The 16,867-nt window shown below is 41.6% G+C and carries 12 protein-coding genes; all 12 read right to left on the minus strand.

The annotated features are described in order from the left end of the window. Positions 1-136 precede the first annotated feature (136 nt). The gene (locus FTU34_RS12080; RefSeq protein ID WP_180008700.1) at positions 137-1,465 is read right to left on the minus strand and encodes a sulfatase-like hydrolase/transferase; all 1,329 of its coding nucleotides are present in this window, start codon (positions 1,463-1,465) and stop codon (positions 137-139) included. Positions 1,466-1,522: 57 nt separating this feature from the next. Further along, positions 1,523-2,077 carry a pilin gene (locus FTU34_RS12085; RefSeq protein ID WP_180008698.1) on the minus strand — a complete coding sequence of 185 codons (555 nt, stop codon included), beginning with the start codon at positions 2,075-2,077 and terminating at the stop codon, positions 1,523-1,525. A gap of 206 nt (positions 2,078-2,283) precedes the next feature. Continuing rightward, on the minus strand, positions 2,284-2,844 hold the full coding sequence (locus FTU34_RS12090) for a TPM domain-containing protein (protein WP_180008696.1): 561 nt from the start codon (positions 2,842-2,844) through the stop codon (positions 2,284-2,286). Further along, positions 2,838-3,905 carry a TPM domain-containing protein gene (locus FTU34_RS12095; RefSeq protein ID WP_180008694.1) on the minus strand — a complete coding sequence of 356 codons (1,068 nt, stop codon included), beginning with the start codon at positions 3,903-3,905 and terminating at the stop codon, positions 2,838-2,840. Before FTU34_RS12095 ends, FTU34_RS12090 begins: the two co-directional genes overlap by 7 nt. Before the next feature lie 29 nt (positions 3,906-3,934). After that, entirely contained in the window at positions 3,935-4,525 is a 591-nt protein-coding gene (locus tag FTU34_RS12100; protein WP_078189372.1) for a LemA family protein, read from the minus strand. A gap of 162 nt (positions 4,526-4,687) precedes the next feature. Then, positions 4,688-5,572 carry a metal-dependent hydrolase gene (locus tag FTU34_RS12105; protein ID WP_180008692.1) on the minus strand — a complete coding sequence of 295 codons (885 nt, stop codon included), beginning with the start codon at positions 5,570-5,572 and terminating at the stop codon, positions 4,688-4,690. 240 nt (positions 5,573-5,812) lie between these two features. After that, the gene (locus tag FTU34_RS12110) at positions 5,813-7,234 is read right to left on the minus strand and encodes an FAD-dependent oxidoreductase (protein ID WP_078189374.1); all 1,422 of its coding nucleotides are present in this window, start codon (positions 7,232-7,234) and stop codon (positions 5,813-5,815) included. Between the two features lie 69 nt (positions 7,235-7,303). Next, positions 7,304-11,779 carry a glutamate synthase large subunit gene (gene gltB, locus FTU34_RS12115; RefSeq protein ID WP_180008745.1) on the minus strand — a complete coding sequence of 1,492 codons (4,476 nt, stop codon included), beginning with the start codon at positions 11,777-11,779 and terminating at the stop codon, positions 7,304-7,306. A gap of 446 nt (positions 11,780-12,225) precedes the next feature. Further along, positions 12,226-13,065 carry a hypothetical protein gene (locus FTU34_RS12120; RefSeq protein ID WP_180008690.1) on the minus strand — a complete coding sequence of 280 codons (840 nt, stop codon included), beginning with the start codon at positions 13,063-13,065 and terminating at the stop codon, positions 12,226-12,228. Between the two features lie 7 nt (positions 13,066-13,072). Next, positions 13,073-14,155, minus strand: coding sequence for a 3-dehydroquinate synthase (gene aroB / locus FTU34_RS12125; protein WP_180008688.1), 1,083 nt, complete (start codon positions 14,153-14,155; stop codon positions 13,073-13,075). A 14-nt stretch (positions 14,156-14,169) separates the two neighbouring features. After that, a complete protein-coding gene (aroK, locus tag FTU34_RS12130) occupies positions 14,170-14,715 on the minus strand; it encodes a shikimate kinase AroK (RefSeq protein WP_078189378.1) in 546 nt (181 codons plus the stop codon). A 36-nt stretch (positions 14,716-14,751) separates the two neighbouring features. Next, positions 14,752-16,854: a type IV pilus secretin PilQ gene (pilQ, locus tag FTU34_RS12135; RefSeq protein WP_180008686.1), complete on the minus strand. Its 2,103-nt coding sequence runs from the start codon at positions 16,852-16,854 to the stop codon at positions 14,752-14,754. Positions 16,855-16,867 lie beyond the last annotated feature (13 nt).

The following is a 16,867-nucleotide window of genomic DNA, read 5'->3' on the forward strand; positions in this document are numbered from 1 at the left end:
CAGTCAATCAAAAACCATGCCAAAGAATTAAATTGTTGAATTATAATAATAAAATTCGTCAACTATACACATTTATTGTCAGTTTATTAGCATTACTAACTGCAGATTACTTAATAGCTTTAAAATAATTACACGATTATTTGACATTAAATTTCAGCATTAACACCTTATTTCCATCAAATACGTTTGCTTTTTCGGTCTGATCAAAAATAATGGGACTATGATCGCCGACTATGATTACTTGTGTATTTGAAAACTGTGGTTGCTGAATCATTTTAGATAAAACATAAAAAAATTGCGCTTGCAGCTTGAGATTCCTGCAAGACATCGAGTTTGCATCAATATCATATTCTTCACACTTCAATAAATCATATTGAATATCTCTAAGATCATATGGTGCATGGCTATTTAACGTTAACCAATAGACAAATTGCTTATCATTTGATTTAAATTGCTCTGCTATAGCATCTGAAATTTCAGTATCACAAATTCCAGGAAAAGAATAGCAACGGCTTTTCCAAGGTTTAGATTCATAAAAAAATGTTTTTTCAAAACCCGCTCTTGGATACCAGTCTTTACGGTCATACATAATACTAAGCGCACCATGATATGCACTTGTTTTAAAATTTAATTTTTTCAATTTATTAGGTAAACAATTTTCAAAACCTTTGTCTAAATCTCGTAAATTAAAATTTTGAGGAACTGCACTACATAACTCTCTCAGCTCGCCATGCACAGTCGCCATCATATATTGCGGAGATTGTATGACTAGAGGAGAAATCTTATCGTTTTGTAAAAACCTCAACGGCTGTAGAATTTTATAAGTAATCGCATCTTGTTTAGGCAGCCCTAATGATTCAACAACAACAAATAATATCTTATTTGAAATAATTTCTTTGCGATTAATTTGATTATTTAATTCCTTGGTAGCCTGAGATATAGCTTCATTTTTCAAATTTTCTGATTTTTCATATAGACTTTGGTTAAAACCAACAAATTGCTTTTCCACAAAACTGGACAACAAACTATTGATCAATCTATTAGTCATATTTAAAGACTGAGAATATAAAGTTTCACCAACAAAAATTATCGCTATAAAGAAAACTATATATAATGTTTTTTCTTTATTCCAATTAATAGAATAGTATCGCCATAGAATGCCTATATATATGACACTTAGCAGTATCAATAAAAACTGATAATATATTGATGAAATAAAAATAAACTTAATGATATAAATAATCTCATCAAGTCTAAAAAATGGAAAAACCTGCCCTAACAACAATAAAACATCTGCAAATATAGAAAAAGCCAAGCATGCTATGCCTATACGTTTAAAACCATATGCCAATACCAAACAACAGATCACGTAATCTATATTGAACCATATCCTATTTAAGCCCAAACCCCATGCAATGCAAAAAAGCAGCACATTTAACGAAATTAAGGCAATTATGGTTTTCATAGATTTTTCATCCCAATAAAAAAACCCTCCTAAGAGGGTTTTTATTCTTAAACTAAATTAAGAAGAAGCAGTACAGCCATTTGGGCGGAATTTAGAATCTACAGTTGTAAAGCAACGCCAAGTGCCTTGATTATCACGTTCCCAAACCAAAGTATTTGCAGCAGTGCCTGTACCCACTACAGAAGCGGCAGCAGAACTACCAAAAGTTGAAGTAATAGTTACAACCTGATCAGCACCTGTACCAGTTCTAGCTACTTGTGGATAACCATTTGTTCCAGCTGTTACAGCAGCACCATCACCTTGCGCTGCACCAGCAGTAGCATCGAGAAGTGTTGAAGCCGTTGCACCTAAATCACATTCATCTGCTGGTAAGCTAGTTACTGTTGTTAGATTAGAATGCCATGGTGCTGTAGCTGCTGCTAAACCACGACCTTCATTTAAACAGCTTTCCACTACTGTTTTTAAACCACCAGTTTCAGACATCACACGGCTAACTTGAGATTTAGCAATATAGTTTTGGTATTGCGGAATCGCAATCGCAGCAAGAATACCGATAATTGCAACAACGATCATTAATTCGATAAGGGTGAAACCCTTTTGAACTGATTTCATAACATTCTCCACAAATGTTTTTTAATTTAATTATTTAATAAAGCTATGTAGCTTGTTTTATAAATAGCACAGAGCGTGCCAAGATTTATTATAGTGAAAACGACAGAAAAAACAGCACTTTAAAAAAATATTTTTATTTTTTTGTAATTGTTACGTCTCTTTTTGTGTTTAAAAGTGACGATTTGTGTCACTTTTAAACCTGCTTATTAACGTAGTACGATTGGTGCATTGGATAATTCGTTGGCACGGTCTTGTGTTTTATCAACATAAAACGTGTTCAGTACCATTCCTATTTCAGTTACGCCATTCGTCAGCGCATTGCGATAGTCTTTGTCTTGCATTTTAGCAATGATATTTTGGCAAATGTCTTGCCAAATTTTGTCATTGGTTGCTTGACGCAGCCCACGGTCAAAAACAATTTCTACATGACGTTCGCAGATATTCAAATACAGCAATATGCCGCTATTAAACTCGGTATCCCACACACCGAGTTCAGCAAACAGCTGTTCAGCACGTGCGCGAGTGTTTTGATAATAGGCTTGGTTTGACGGAATATGTCCCTCAATCACCACCTGTATTTCGCCCACATGGCCATGCTCAGCTTCTGTCACCGCTTGGGCAATGGCCTGCTGATCTTGCTTATTAAAAAACCGGTTTGCTGCGGGCATATAAAAGAAGTGCTTCAACCAGCGTTTAAAACTTGGTTGCTGTATTTCCTGTGTTTTAGGACAGGTGACAATTTCTGTTGTTTCTGTTTTCGTTACCATGAACCTGATGCTCCTCCACCGCCAAAGCCACCACCACCCCCGCTATAGCCTCCGCCACCAAAGCCCCCCCCTCCGCTACGGCCTCCACCACCCCCACCACCGGCAAGGAACATTTGAAAAAGAGTTTGAGCAATAGCAGTGATGAGTAGAAAGAAAATTGCTCCACCCATCAACAGACTGGTGAGTAGACCTGCACCGTTGACCAAACCCGCAACGGTACCAGCAACAGCAGCAGTTGACGCACTTAAACGCTTACCCACAATAAAGGACGCAAAAATACCAATCACCAAAATAATGAGAACCGTTGTAAACGTTTTCTCTTTGGCTTGCTGCTCATGTAAGGCTTGTTCCTGACGTTCTTTCAGCTCTTGGGCTGCTTGAGCAGCAACTTCAGGGTCTTGATTTAAAATACGTGTTATTTCCGTTAAGCCAGCATCAATGCCTTGAGCATACTGAGCTTGCTTAAAATACGGTGTGATTTGATTTCGAATAATGCGACTAACGATGATATCGGGCATGATTCCTTCCAGCCCATAACCCGTCAGGATTTGAATTCTGCGATCATTCACTGCAATCGCCATCAATATCCCATTGTCACGTTTTGCTGAACCGAGTTGCCATTTTTCTGCAACACGCATGGCGTAATCAAAAATATCTTCTTGACCCGTGGTTGGCACAATCACGACACCAATTTGTGCCTTACCTTGTTCGTGCAACTGTAGAATTTTCTGACTAATGGCTTGCTTTTCAGCAGCCGAAAGTAAGTTTGCCTGATCAACTACCGGTTCATTTAGCGTCGGCAAGCCACGAATCGACTCGCCATCTGCCATATCATTGGCAATACTCGGCTGCTGAATTTTGATTTCAGGCTCTGCTGTTGTTTCTTTTTGCGTAGCTGATTGTTGATCTTTTAATATTTTACCGACAACAACTGTTTCAGCATCTACATCTGTAGCGGTGGCAGTTTCTGCATGTGTGAAACCCACCACACACAATAAGCATGCTAAAACCATGCGCTGCAACCACAACAAACCTGTATGTTTTAGCTCAAAATCCACCATCAGCCCACCTCACAATGCAGTGATGCCAATTAATTAAAATCAACTTTCGGTGCAGTTTGTGCACTTTGCTCTGCGCTAAAGTTAGGCTTGGTATCCATACCGATGACTTTAGCTGTCATCACTTGCGGGAACTGGCGTGCATAGCCATTAAAGTCTTGTACCGTAGTAATGTAGCGATTACGTGCGACAGCGATCCTGTTTTCAGTGCCTTCAAGCTGCACCTGTAAATCACGGAATTGCTCATTGGCTTTTAAGTCTGGATAATTTTCCGAGACTGCAATTAAACGAGAAAGTGCGCTAGTCATTTGTGCCTGTGCTTCTTGGTATTTTTGGAACAGTGCTGGATCTTCCAAAACTTCCTTATCCACTTTTAAGCCCGCAACATTGGCACGTGCTTGAGTCACTTCGGTCAGTACTTGTTCCTCATGTTTCGCGTAACCTTTAACCACATTGACAAGGTTAGGTACCAAATCTGCACGGCGTTGATATTGGTTTTGCACCTCAGACCATGCTGCTGTAACGGCCTCGTCTTTGACTTGTAATGTGTTATAGCCACAACCACTGAGGGTCAATGTACTGACTAATGCGATTGCGAGCATGCTTTTTTTCATTGAATTCATAACCCTTAACCTCAAGTATTTATTTGTAATTGTTTAAATAAATTCATTCTAACCTTATTTTTCCAATGAATTATGTATTTTCTTTGTGATTAAATTCATCTACTCCTAAAATATTCAGCATTAAAAAAAGCCCATTATTCGGGCTTTTTTTATCATGTTGAATTAACTATACAATTGCGGTGTTGTTTCAGTCTGAAAACTTTCCATTTGATATTCATCAGCAAGGCGTTCTTTCCAATAGTTCACGATCTGACTGTAATCAATTTCGCTCGGATGGAATTCTGCTTTGTAATATGACAAATATTCAGGCGCCAGTTGAATAAACATTTTTGCCAATAAATACGCCCCGAAAATATTTCCGCCCAGCTTTGGTAAACTTTTTTTCTTATCCTGCATAAATAGCTTCGTTGCAGAATAAAACGTAAGACTTGCAAAACCCGTGGTCACACTGCGCATAATCATGCGACGTATTTTGTCATCTCCATAGACATGCTGATATACATCGAATGCTACCGCACGATGCTCAATCTCTTCAATCGCATGCCACACCCAAAGTTTCACTGCATCATCATCTAAAGTACTGAGCACTTCTGGATGTCTTAAAATATAGCCACCAAGTAAAGCGGTAAAATGTTCAAAAGCACAGGTGATTGCAAGTTGAATCTTTGGATGTAAGTTTTTTACATAGCTATCTTTACGTGCCAGCCATGCTTGGAAACGATCTAAATTATAGGTTTCACTGCGCCAAGCATCATTAAATTCAGCATGGGCTTTGGAATGCATCGCTTCTTGCCCAATGAATGCTGCGATCTCAGCTTGCAATTTTTCATCACTGACTTTATCGCGTACATTGCGCACGCTATGCACAAAGAATTGCTCACCAATGGGAAAGGTCGATGACAATGCCGTCAACAAATGCGACATCACCGGTGAATTGGCAAAATAATGCCGGCGAATCGCTTTAGGATTGAACTGTGCTCGACGTACCGTAATGCCAATGGCTTTAGGACGATTTAGATATGTTTTTTGTGTCGTCACTTGCGTCATGGTCGCTTCCTAAGATTTAGATCATGATCGCAGTATGTAATTCCTAAGCTCTTTCACACATGGCAAAATGTGCTAGCACACTTGCATAATTCACCATTCTAAAGCGCTGTCTGACAACTTTTCAGCGTATTTATCTGCAAAATCCATTTACGTGTCATTTGAGGTAAATTCCAAAAAATAAAAAACCCGCCGAAGCGGGTTTTTTGAATGAATCCAGTGCAATCACTGGCATGTCATGACTTAAACATCTAAGTAGTCAAGAATACCTTCTGCAGCTTGGCGACCTTCCCAGATTGCGGTTACCACAAGGTCCGATCCACGTACCATATCACCGCCGGCAAAAATTTTCGGATTCGATGTTTGGAACTTAAATTCTTGCTGTTCAGCAGCAATGACGCGGCCTGAACCATCCATACTGATGTTTGATGTAGTAAACCAATCTGCGGGGCTGGTACGGAAACCAAAGGCTAGCAATACTGCATCTGCTGGTAAAATTTCTTCTGAACCCGGAACTGGTTCAGGGCTACGACGACCGCGACTATCAGGTGCGCCAAGCTGTGTAGTCACAACTTTAACACCCGTCACTTTGCCATTTTCACCCACAATTTCAATCGGCTGACGATTAAATTGGAAATCCACACCTTCTTCACGTGCATTTTTCACTTCACGACGTGAACCCGGCATGTTTTCTTCGTCACGACGGTAGGCACAAACAACGGATTCGGCACCTTGACGGATCGAGGTACGGTTACAGTCCATCGCAGTATCACCACCACCCAGAACAATCACTTTTTTGCCTTCCATGCTGATGTATTCAGATGGATCTTTTTCCCAACCTTGCGTCCGGTTGACATTGGCAATCAAGAAATCTAGTGCATCATGAACACCAACAAGGTCTTCACCCGCGAAACCGCCCTTCATGTAGGTATAGGTTCCCATACCCATGAATACAGCGTCATAATCAGCCAATAGCTGATCTATCGTCACATCTGTACCAATTTCGGTATTTAGACGGAATTCAACACCCATGCCCGAGAAAATCTCACGGCGACGTTTCATTACGTCTTTTTCCATTTTGAATTCTGGAATACCAAATGTCAGCAAACCACCAATTTCAGGACGCTTGTCAAATACGACTGGCTTCACACCATTACGTACAAGAATATCGGCACAGCCAAGGCCGGCAGGACCTGCACCAATAATTGCAACTTTTTTGTCTGTCCACTTAACGTGTGACATATCTGGACGCCAGCCCAATGCAAAGGCTGTATCGTTAATGTATTTTTCAGCATTACCAATGGTAACTGCACCAAAGCCGTCATTTAGCGTACACGCGCCTTCACATAAACGGTCTTGTGGGCACACACGACCACAAACTTCAGGCAATGTGTTGGTTTGATGACACAGTTCTGCCGCTTGGAAAATGCGACCTTCTGCAATCAGTTTTAACCAGTTTGGAATGTAGTTATGTACTGGACATTTCCATTCACAATACGGGTTACCGCAACCTAAGCAGCGGTGTGTTTGGTTTTTTGCAACTTCAGCTGTAAACGGTTTATAGATTTCCACAAATTCTGCTTTGCGGACAACTAGATCTTTTTTCTCTGGATCTTGGCGTGCTACATCCAGGAACTGAAAGTCATTATTTAGGCGCTCTGCCATGTCTCTCTCCGTGGGTAGGTGTAAGCATGTTTGGACTTACACCTGCCTATCAAATCTGCAGTAGTGGAATTATTGTGGATCAGCTTGAGTTGTTTTCAACAAAGTCTGCAAATTAGCAGCTTTTGGTTTCACAAGCCAGAATTTGCGGCTATAGAAGTCAAACTCGTTGCGGATCTTATACGCCCAAGCACTACCTGTTTCTTTAATATGTTCATCTAAGATACGGCACAAGAACTCTTTATGTTCTTCCATCGACTCTGTAGAGATACGGTTCAATTCAATCAGTTCGTGGTTGTAATGGTCAACAAAGTCATTGTCGAGATCGAGCACATAAGCGAAACCGCCTGTCATACCCGCACCAAAGTTATGACCCACTTTACCCAATACAGTCACGATACCACCCGTCATGTATTCACAGCAGTGGTCGCCTGCACCTTCAATCACAGCAAACGCACCTGAGTTACGTACTGCAAAACGTTCGCCTGCTGTACCTGCAGCAAACAATTTACCGCCGGTTGCACCATATAAACAGGTGTTACCAATGATCGCAGTATTTTGCGTTTGGAACGGTGAACCTTTTGGTGGGAAGATCGACACACGACCACCCGCCATACCTTTACCCACGTAGTCATTCGCATCACCTTCTAGGCTAATGTGTAAACCACCTGCGTTCCAAACACCCAAAGACTGACCAGCAGTACCTGTTAATTTCACTTTAACAGGATGCGCTTCCATGCTGAGGTTGCCATAACGTTTTGCAATTTCACCCGAAATACGTGCACCAATTGAGCGGTCACAGTTACCAATGGTAAAACCGTATTCACCGCCTGTACCTGCCTCAATCGCTGGAAGCATTTCAGCTACCATTTTCTCAGCCAATAAGCCTTTATCGAATGGTGCATTACCTTGTACTTCACAGTACTGTGCTTTGCCTTCAGCCGCAGGATGCGATTGGAGCAATGCGCTCAAATCAAGGTGTGCATGTTTTTCAGTTTCACCCGGAAGCATTTCCAGTAAATCTGTACGGCCAATCAAATCTTTCAAGCTTGCTACACCAAGCGCTGCCAGCCATTCACGTGTTTCTTCCGCAATAAAGTGGAAGAAGTTGATCAGCATTTCAGGCTCACCGATATAGTGTTCCTGACGTAAATGATCTTGTTGTGTTGCAACACCGGTCGCACAGTTGTTTAAGTGGCAAATACGTAGGTATTTACAACCCAATGCGATCATCGGTGTAGAACCGAAACCGAAACTTTCTGCCCCAAGAATCGCTGCTTTCACAACGTCTAGACCCGTTTTCAAGCCGCCATCAGTTTGTACACGGACCTTGCCACGCAGGTCATTCACACGAAGCGCCTGATGCGCCTCAGATAGACCAAGTTCCCATGGTGAACCTGCATGGTGAATTGAAGAAAGTGGAGAAGCCGCTGTACCACCGTCATAACCAGAAATGGTAATGAAGTCTGCGTATGCTTTTGCTACACCTGCCGCAATCGTACCGACACCCGGCTCAGAAACCAGCTTAACGGACACCATCGCCTGTGGGTTAACCTGTTTTAAATCGAAAATTAACTGTGATAAATCTTCGATTGAGTAGATGTCGTGATGCGGCGGCGGAGAAATTAATGTCACACCCGGTACTGAGTAACGTAAACGTGCAATTAAGCCATTCACTTTACCGCCCGGCAACTGACCACCTTCACCTGGTTTTGCACCTTGAGCCACTTTAATTTGAAGGACTTCTGCAGATGTAAGATATGCAGGGGTCACACCAAAACGGCCAGATGCAATTTGTTTGATTTTCGAGTTACGGATAGTGCCGTAACGCGCTGGGTCTTCACCGCCCTCACCTGAGTTCGAGCGACCACCAATGGTATTCATAGCGATTGCAATAGCTTCGTGCGCTTCAGGCGATAATGCGCCTAAAGACATCCCAGCCGAGTCAAAACGTGGCAGAATTTCTTCCACGGATTCAACTAGATCGAGTGCAATCGATTGATCTGTTTTGAGCTTGAATAAGTCACGAATCGTCGCGATTGGACGGTTATTCACTAGCTCTGCGTATTCTTTAAAGTCCGCATAATTACCAGAACGTACAGATTTATGCAGCGCATTGATCACGTCTGGGTTAAATGCGTGATATTCCTTACCGAATACAAACTTCAGCATACCGCCTTGATCGATTGGCTTACGTGATTTCCACGCCAAATCTGCCAATTTTTTCAAGTCATTTTCTAGGTCAGAGAATGTTGCGCCTTTAATACGGCTCGGTACGCCAGTGAAGCATTTTGCAACCACTTCATCAGAGAGGCCGACCGCTTCAAACAGCTGACCGCCACGGTAAGAGGCAACAGTAGAAATACCCATCTTAGAAAGGACTTTCAATAAGCCTTTCTCAATACCTTTACGAAAGTTAGCTTGCGCATGAATTGGATCACCCAATAACTCGCCTTTCGCGATCAAGTCATTGATCACGTCATAAGCTAGGTACGGATAGATCGCAGTCGCACCGAAACCAAGAATCACCGCAAACTGATGCGCATCACGCGCCAAACCTGTTTCGACAATGATGTTGGCATCTGTACGTAGACCCACATTGATTAAATAGTGGTGAACCGCGCCTGTTGCCATTAATGCATTTGCAGGTAAGAAGCCTTGACGGATTTTCTTATCAGACAATACAAGTAAAGTTTTTCCGTCTCGAATCGCTTGTGCAGATTCTTCACAAATACGCGCGATGGCAGCTTCTAAGCCTTCATCTTCTGCATAGTTCAGGTCAATGTCTGCAATCTCGTAACCTTTACGACCAAGGGTACGGATTTGATGCATTTTCGAATTTGACAGTACTGGGCTTGAAATGATCAGACGATCTGCATGCTCTGGACCTTGTTCAAATACATTTTGTTCACGGCCGAGACATGTCTCTAACGACATTACGATCGATTCACGTAATGGATCGATTGGCGGATTCGTAACCTGAGCGAACTGCTGACGGAAGTAGTCAGACACATGGCGCACTTGACGAGACAATACTGCCATTGGCGTATCGTCACCCATTGAGCCCACGGCTTCCTGACCACTTTCAGCGATTGGACGAAGCAATTGGTCACGCTCTTCAAAGGTAACCATGAACATTTTTTGTGAAGCTTTCAGGTCATCGCCTTTTAAGCCTTGATCACATAAATATTCTTCCAGCTCTGGACTGCCTTGTACACGTACTGAGTTTTCACGTAACCACTGACGGTACGGACGCATACGTTTGAGGTGATTACTCACATCTTGAGTATCGAGCATTTTGCCAGTAAAGGTATCGATCACCAAAATTTGACCTGGACCGACACGACCTTTAGACACAACGTCTTCAGGTTCATAACCCCAAACACCAATTTCTGACGCCAAGGTGATGTAACCATTTTTGGTAATCACCCAACGTGCTGGACGTAAACCATTACGGTCAAGCATACAAATTGCATGACGACCATCTTGAATTACCAGACCTGCTGGACCATCCCAAGCTTCCATATGTTTCGAGTTGAATTCATAGAATGCACGTAAATCCGCATCTAAAGTTTCAACATTTTGCCAAGCTGGCGGAACCAACATGCGCAGCGCACGGAACAAGTCCATACCGCCGCCGACAAGGATTTCCAGCATATTGTCTAAGCTTGAAGAATCTGAACCTGTACGGTTTACAATTGGGTTCAGGTCAGTTAAACCTGGCAATAATGGGTTTTCAAATTTTGGTGTACGCGCCATCGCCCAGTTACGGTTTGCGGTAATGGTATTAATTTCACCATTGTGCGCCAAGTAACGGAACGGCTGTGCCAAAGGCCAACGCGGTAATGTATTGGTTGAGAAGCGCTGATGGAATACCACGATGTGTGACTTTAAACGCTCATCAGCAAGATCGGTATAGAAGTCAGCAATCGCTGCTGGCATCATCAAACCTTTATAGCTGATCACAGTTGAGCATAAAGTAGTTACATAGAAGTATGGGTCAGCAGTCAGCTGTTGTTCTGCACGACGACGTGCCATCACCAACTTACGGTTGAATTCAACCTCTGAAACACCCATTGGGCAATTCACGATAATTTGTTCAAAGGCTGGCAATGATTGCATCGCGATTGAACCCAACGCATCGTTATTGGTTGGCACAACACGCCAAGCGATGACTTTACAGCCTTCGTCTTCGATTTCTTTGGTTAAAATTTGTTTTGCATGTGCGGCTAATGCAGGGTCTAGATTTAGAAATACCGTACCCACAGCAAAGATTTCACTCAATGTAATGTCACTGAGTTTTTTCGCTTCTTCACGGAAAAATTCTTTTGGCATAGCAAGGAGTAGACCGCAGCCGTCACCGGTTTTGCCATCTGCGGCAATACCACCACGGTGGGTCATACAACTTAAACTATGCATTGCGGTTTTGACGAGATCATGGCTTGCATCACCCTGCATATGGGCGATTAAACCGAAACCACAGTTATCTTTAAACTCATCCGGTTGGTATAAACCTTGAGCGGGAGCTACAGTATTAGGCGATGGCATGTGCATAGCGTACCCTTCTTTTCTTTACAGCTCTTTCGAGCACTTAACAAACTAATTTCTTGTTGCGATTCGTCTTAACTTACTCACATGAATTGTTCTGTCGAGCAAAATTATTTCTTATTCACACCCTTAAGATAAACCGAATTCACCTTTGATGCATGAATAAAAAGTCAAATTTTCTGCTTTTGCAGTTCAGATCAGGGATAACGACTGGATTAATGACTTCGCACTTTTATCGAATCATTTTCGCGCCAAAACAGGGAGAAAAGTTCAATTTACGCACCAATTAAGCAATTTATATGCCAACTTGATGCATTTTCTCCTAAGATGGCTGATTACAAGCATTTTTTAGTTATAACAAATAATTCAAATTGTTCTTTTTTAATTTTATGCACTTTTTCTGTGCAGTTTAGACTTTTCCTAAGAGGTCTTGCGCTATTTTAGAACTAATTAAATGGATCGGTTACTTCTTGTTCTACCGGTGCAGGTTTTGGACGTGGTGCATCTACACTACTTTGTGATTTTTGCACATCAATCACATTCCCTTCAGCATCACGACGAGTCACCGTAGTACTTGTCGTTGCATTAGTGGGTGTTGTTACCGTCGCTGCAGCCGCCGCTTTTCGTGCGGCGATTTGAGCTTCATCAATTTTCGGTAAAGGCACAGATTTTAATTTAACAGCATATAACTTTTGACTCGACGACATTTCTTCCGTGCCCAAGTCATTCACATATGCTTGATATTGTTTAAATTCCACCACTTCAGGTTTAATTGAAGCAGGCAAAGCAATGTTGAGGCTCGACATTGCAGCTTTGGCATCATTTTGCGACGAATATGGTCCAGTTAAAATGACGTATTGCTCAGGATGGTCTTCACCTGAAAGACGAAGATAAATAAATTTGTGACGCTCAGGCTGCTTGCGTAAGAAGCTTTTTAAAATATCTTCTTCAGAAACCCGAAATAATTCAACACCATAAAGCTTGGCAGAGTCATTAATAAATTTAGTGCCGCGAAATTCTGGCTCATGTTGAGCTGTAGCAACCACACGGGTCGTCATATCAAGTGGACGTACTTCTTCATTTAATGCACCAAGATGGGACATTGCTGCCACTTTCTCTGGCTGAATTTGCAAATCCACTTCGGTTTCAGCTTGCTTTTCAACTTCAACCAATTCTTTGGTATCTGTAATCGCCCAGAAAACCAATGCAGCGAACAGACACACAGCTCCACCCACCAACCATGTGTAGTGATGAACTTTTTGCCATTGAGACTGCCGCGCTGCCATGATGTACCTACTCTGCCTGATTTGCCAAAATTGCCTGTTTCATTAATTCGACATCAAACTCTTTGGTGATGATGGCCTGACCTAATGATTTCAGTAAAATAAGTCGTAATTGCCCATTCAATACTTTTTTATCATGGGACATATACGCCAAAAATTCCTCTAGCGGAATTTTAGGGCAAACTATCGGTAATTGTGCACGTAAAATGATTTTTTTTGTACGCTCTAAATCTTTAACTGTGATCCAGCCCATACGATGGGACAAATCTGCAGCCATCACCATCCCTGTTGCAACGGCTTCGCCATGTAACCATTCACCATACCCCAAGTACGATTCAATCGCATGGCCAAAGGTATGACCCAAGTTTAATAACGCACGCTCACCTTGTTCTTTTTCATCATTGGCCACAATACGCGCTTTATGGGCACATGAACGATAAACCGCTTCAGCCAACAAAGTTGCATCACCTGCAACTAAAGCATCCATATGCTGTTCAAGCCAAGTTAAGAATTCAACATCACCCAACAACGCATATTTGATCACTTCAGCCAAACCTGCAGAAAGTTCACGCGCTGGCAAAGTTTTTAATTGCGCCATATCCGCAAGGACCACTTGGGGTTGCTGAAAGGCACCAATCATGTTTTTACCTAGTGGATGGTTAATCCCTGTTTTGCCACCAACACTTGAATCCACTTGAGAAAGTAAAGTCGTCGGCACTTGAATAAAATATACACCACGTTGATAGCATGCAGAGGCAAAACCGGTCATATCTCCAATAACACCACCACCTAATGCCAAAACCGTACAATCGCGGTTAAAGCCTGCTTCAAGCAAGGCATCAAAAATTAAATTCAAATGGTCTAAATTTTTATACTTTTCACCATCAGGCAAAATACATGTCGCAACAGTTTTCCCTAATGCCTCAATTGCTTCTACATAATGTTTTAAATAGAGCGGTGCAACTGTGGTATTAGAGACAATCATCACTTGTTTACCCTGAATATAAGGCTCAAGTAAAGTTTGTGGATCGAGGTCACTCCCAATAAAAATAGGGTAGCGACGATCACCGAGTTCAACATGTAAGGTTTGCATGAATTTAACCTTTTCTAACGAGATATATTTTGTGAAACAATTAAATTAAAAATTTTTTGCGCAAGATCTCTCGCAGCACCTTGATTGGTTTCAATAATATAGTGCGCGACTTCACGATAAAGCGGATCACGGGCAGCCAATAAATCTCGTAGCTTTTGCTCTGGATTTTCCACTTGAAGAAGTGGGCGATTTTTGTCGCGGTAAGTTCGTTGTAACTGAATTTCCACCGGAGTATATAGATAAACAACAATACCACGTTGTTTTAAAAATTCACGATTTGGGGGCTGAGTCACAGCACCACCGCCAGTCGCCAAGACCAGTTGTTTTTTTGCAGTTAACTCATCAATGACATTCGTTTCACGACTTCTAAAGCCTTTTTCCCCTTCTTTTTCAAAAATCCAAGGAATGGTCGCACCTGTTTTACGTTCAATTTCATGATCACTGTCTAGAAATTCACGTCCTAACAATTCTGCTAAATGTCGCCCTACGGTTGTTTTTCCTGCCCCCATTGGCCCTACCAAATAGATATTTGGTAGGGTTTCAAACTCTTTGCTTGGCAAGGAGTCACCTATTTCTTTTGTTAAATTGAAAATATATTAATGATTTCTGGTAACACTGTCATTAACAATTCGCGGAGTAACAAAAATCAGGAGCTCTGTCTGTGCGCTAGTTTTCACATTATTTTTAAATAAGTTTCCGAAAACCGGCAAATCCCCCAAAAAAGGTACTTTGGTATATTGATTTTGTTGAATGTCATCAAAAATACCACCTAGGACCACTGTTTCACCATCACCGACTAAAACATTAGTCTCAAGTTTATTGGTATTAATTAAATAACCAGCCGCGGTTAATCGACCAACAGTATCCTTGTTAACTTTTAAATCCATCTGTACCCTCCCATCTGGCGTAATACTTGGGGTCACTTCCAGTTTCAAGTTTGCATCAACAAAACTAGTTGTCGTACCACCTTCAGCACTCCAACTTTGATACGGAATTTGATCGCCTCTTAAGATTGTTGCTTTTTGCTTATCACCCGTTAAAACTTTTGGTGCTGCTAAAACTTCACCGTGACCATCCGATTGTAAAGCTGTAAGTTGTAGATCAAGCATAAAGTCTGAAATTTTAAGCAACCCAAAACTAAAATTTCCTGCTGATGCCGTCCCTAAATCTACCGCTAAATCTAACTTTGGAGAATAATCTCCACCCCAAACATTTGATCCATTAGCACCACCACTTAAACTCGGATTATTACGCTGTATACCCCAGTTAACACCGAGTTCTCTCGAAAATTCTGTTTGAGCGGTCACAATTCTTGTTTCAACCATGACTTGTTTGACAGCAACATCTAATAGATCAATCATCTTACGAACTTTATCAATATTCTCAGATGTATCATTAACAATAAGTGTATTGGTCCGGTTATCAGAAACTACACTACCTCTTGGGCTCAGCATACTTTCTAATGCAAGTGATGTACCTCCTGCTGTGCCATTCGACTCGGCTCCTTTTCCATCTCGGGAATCTTCTAATAATTTTAAAATATCTGAAGATTTCGCATAGCTCAGCTGAATATATTCAGTTTGAATCGGCGCTAATTTTATTCGCTGTGCAAGTGCTTTTGCTTCATCATCTTCCGCTTTAATCAACTCAGATACAGGCGCAATCCAAATCACATTACCATTACGACGTTTATCCAAATTCTTGGTTTTCAAAACAATGTCTAGCGCTTGATCCCAAGGAACATCTTTTAAACGAAGTGTAATATTTCCTTGAACCGTATCAGCAGCAACCATATTGATTTCAGTGAAATCAGCTAAAAGTTGTAGCACACGACGTACTTCAATATCTTGGAAGTCTAATGAAATTTTCTTACCGGTATAATGATTTACGGCTTTAGGACGTAATGGATTCTTATCTTCCGGACGTTTCAAACTTACCGTTAATTTATTATCAGTTTGGTACGCCATATATTCATAGCTGCCCGTCGACTGAATGGTAATCACACCATTACCGCCATCATTATGTGCGTCCACCGTTGCAACAGGTGTTGCAAAATCATTGACATTTAAACGGCGAGTCAAATGTGCAGGTACTTTATTACCTAAAGTACGAATCACCACTTTACTGCCTTGTTGCTGAACATCAACAGGGGTATTTCCACCCAGTAAATCAACAACAACTTGACCTTCACCATTAGAACCACGGTGGAAACCAATATTTGAGATGCCCTGTTGCTGACGTTGTGCTACAGGCTGTACATAACTAGTAGCTTGTGCAGAATTAATTTTTAAAATAAAGGTATTACCTTCAACACGCGTGGTAAAAGCACCCGCATTGGCCAAATTCACAGTTAAGCGCGCACGTTGTGCATCCGAACTCACATCCACAGTGCTCGCTTCAGCCGTTGCCACAGGAATTGAACTTTGTTTTAAATTTTGCTGTGCTTTATCAAAGTCTAAAACCAGTCGTGATGGTTGATCGAGTTGATAAGCTTGTGGTTGCGGCGGCAAGCCATTAAACATCACGCGAATTTCAGTCCCTTGATCTGGAATTTGCATTGGTACCACATTGGTTACACTCACCTGAGCATTGGCAACTTGCATCATCGCCATTGCAACAGCCCCCATCGAAAACTGACGAAACACATGATTCATTGTATTGCCATCCCCAAAAATAAAATCTTGTACACTATTCTTCATTTTTATTCCTTTA

It is taken from the genome of Acinetobacter sp. YH12094 (assembly GCF_013419295.1).
GTDB classification, from domain to species: Bacteria; Pseudomonadota; Gammaproteobacteria; order Pseudomonadales; family Moraxellaceae; genus Acinetobacter; species Acinetobacter amyesii.

Excerpts from the sequence above, each read along its gene's own strand:
- FTU34_RS12080 (WP_180008700.1), bottom strand. The coding sequence starts at position 1,465 with ATGAAAACCATAATTGCCTTAATTTCGTTAAATGTGCTGCTTTTTTGC.
- FTU34_RS12085 (WP_180008698.1), bottom strand. The coding sequence starts at position 2,077 with ATGAAATCAGTTCAAAAGGGTTTCACCCTTATCGAATTAATGATCGTT.
- FTU34_RS12090 (WP_180008696.1), bottom strand. The coding sequence starts at position 2,844 with ATGGTAACGAAAACAGAAACAACAGAAATTGTCACCTGTCCTAAAACA.
- FTU34_RS12095 (WP_180008694.1), bottom strand. The coding sequence starts at position 3,905 with ATGGTGGATTTTGAGCTAAAACATACAGGTTTGTTGTGGTTGCAGCGC.
- FTU34_RS12100 (WP_078189372.1), bottom strand. The coding sequence starts at position 4,525 with ATGAATTCAATGAAAAAAAGCATGCTCGCAATCGCATTAGTCAGTACA.
- FTU34_RS12105 (WP_180008692.1), bottom strand. The coding sequence starts at position 5,572 with ATGACGCAAGTGACGACACAAAAAACATATCTAAATCGTCCTAAAGCC.
- FTU34_RS12110 (WP_078189374.1), bottom strand. The coding sequence starts at position 7,234 with ATGGCAGAGCGCCTAAATAATGACTTTCAGTTCCTGGATGTAGCACGC.
- gltB (WP_180008745.1), bottom strand. The coding sequence starts at position 11,779 with ATGCCATCGCCTAATACTGTAGCTCCCGCTCAAGGTTTATACCAACCG.
- FTU34_RS12120 (WP_180008690.1), bottom strand. The coding sequence starts at position 13,065 with ATGGCAGCGCGGCAGTCTCAATGGCAAAAAGTTCATCACTACACATGG.
- aroB (WP_180008688.1), bottom strand. The coding sequence starts at position 14,155 with ATGCAAACCTTACATGTTGAACTCGGTGATCGTCGCTACCCTATTTTT.
- pilQ (WP_180008686.1), bottom strand. The coding sequence starts at position 16,854 with ATGAAGAATAGTGTACAAGATTTTATTTTTGGGGATGGCAATACAATG.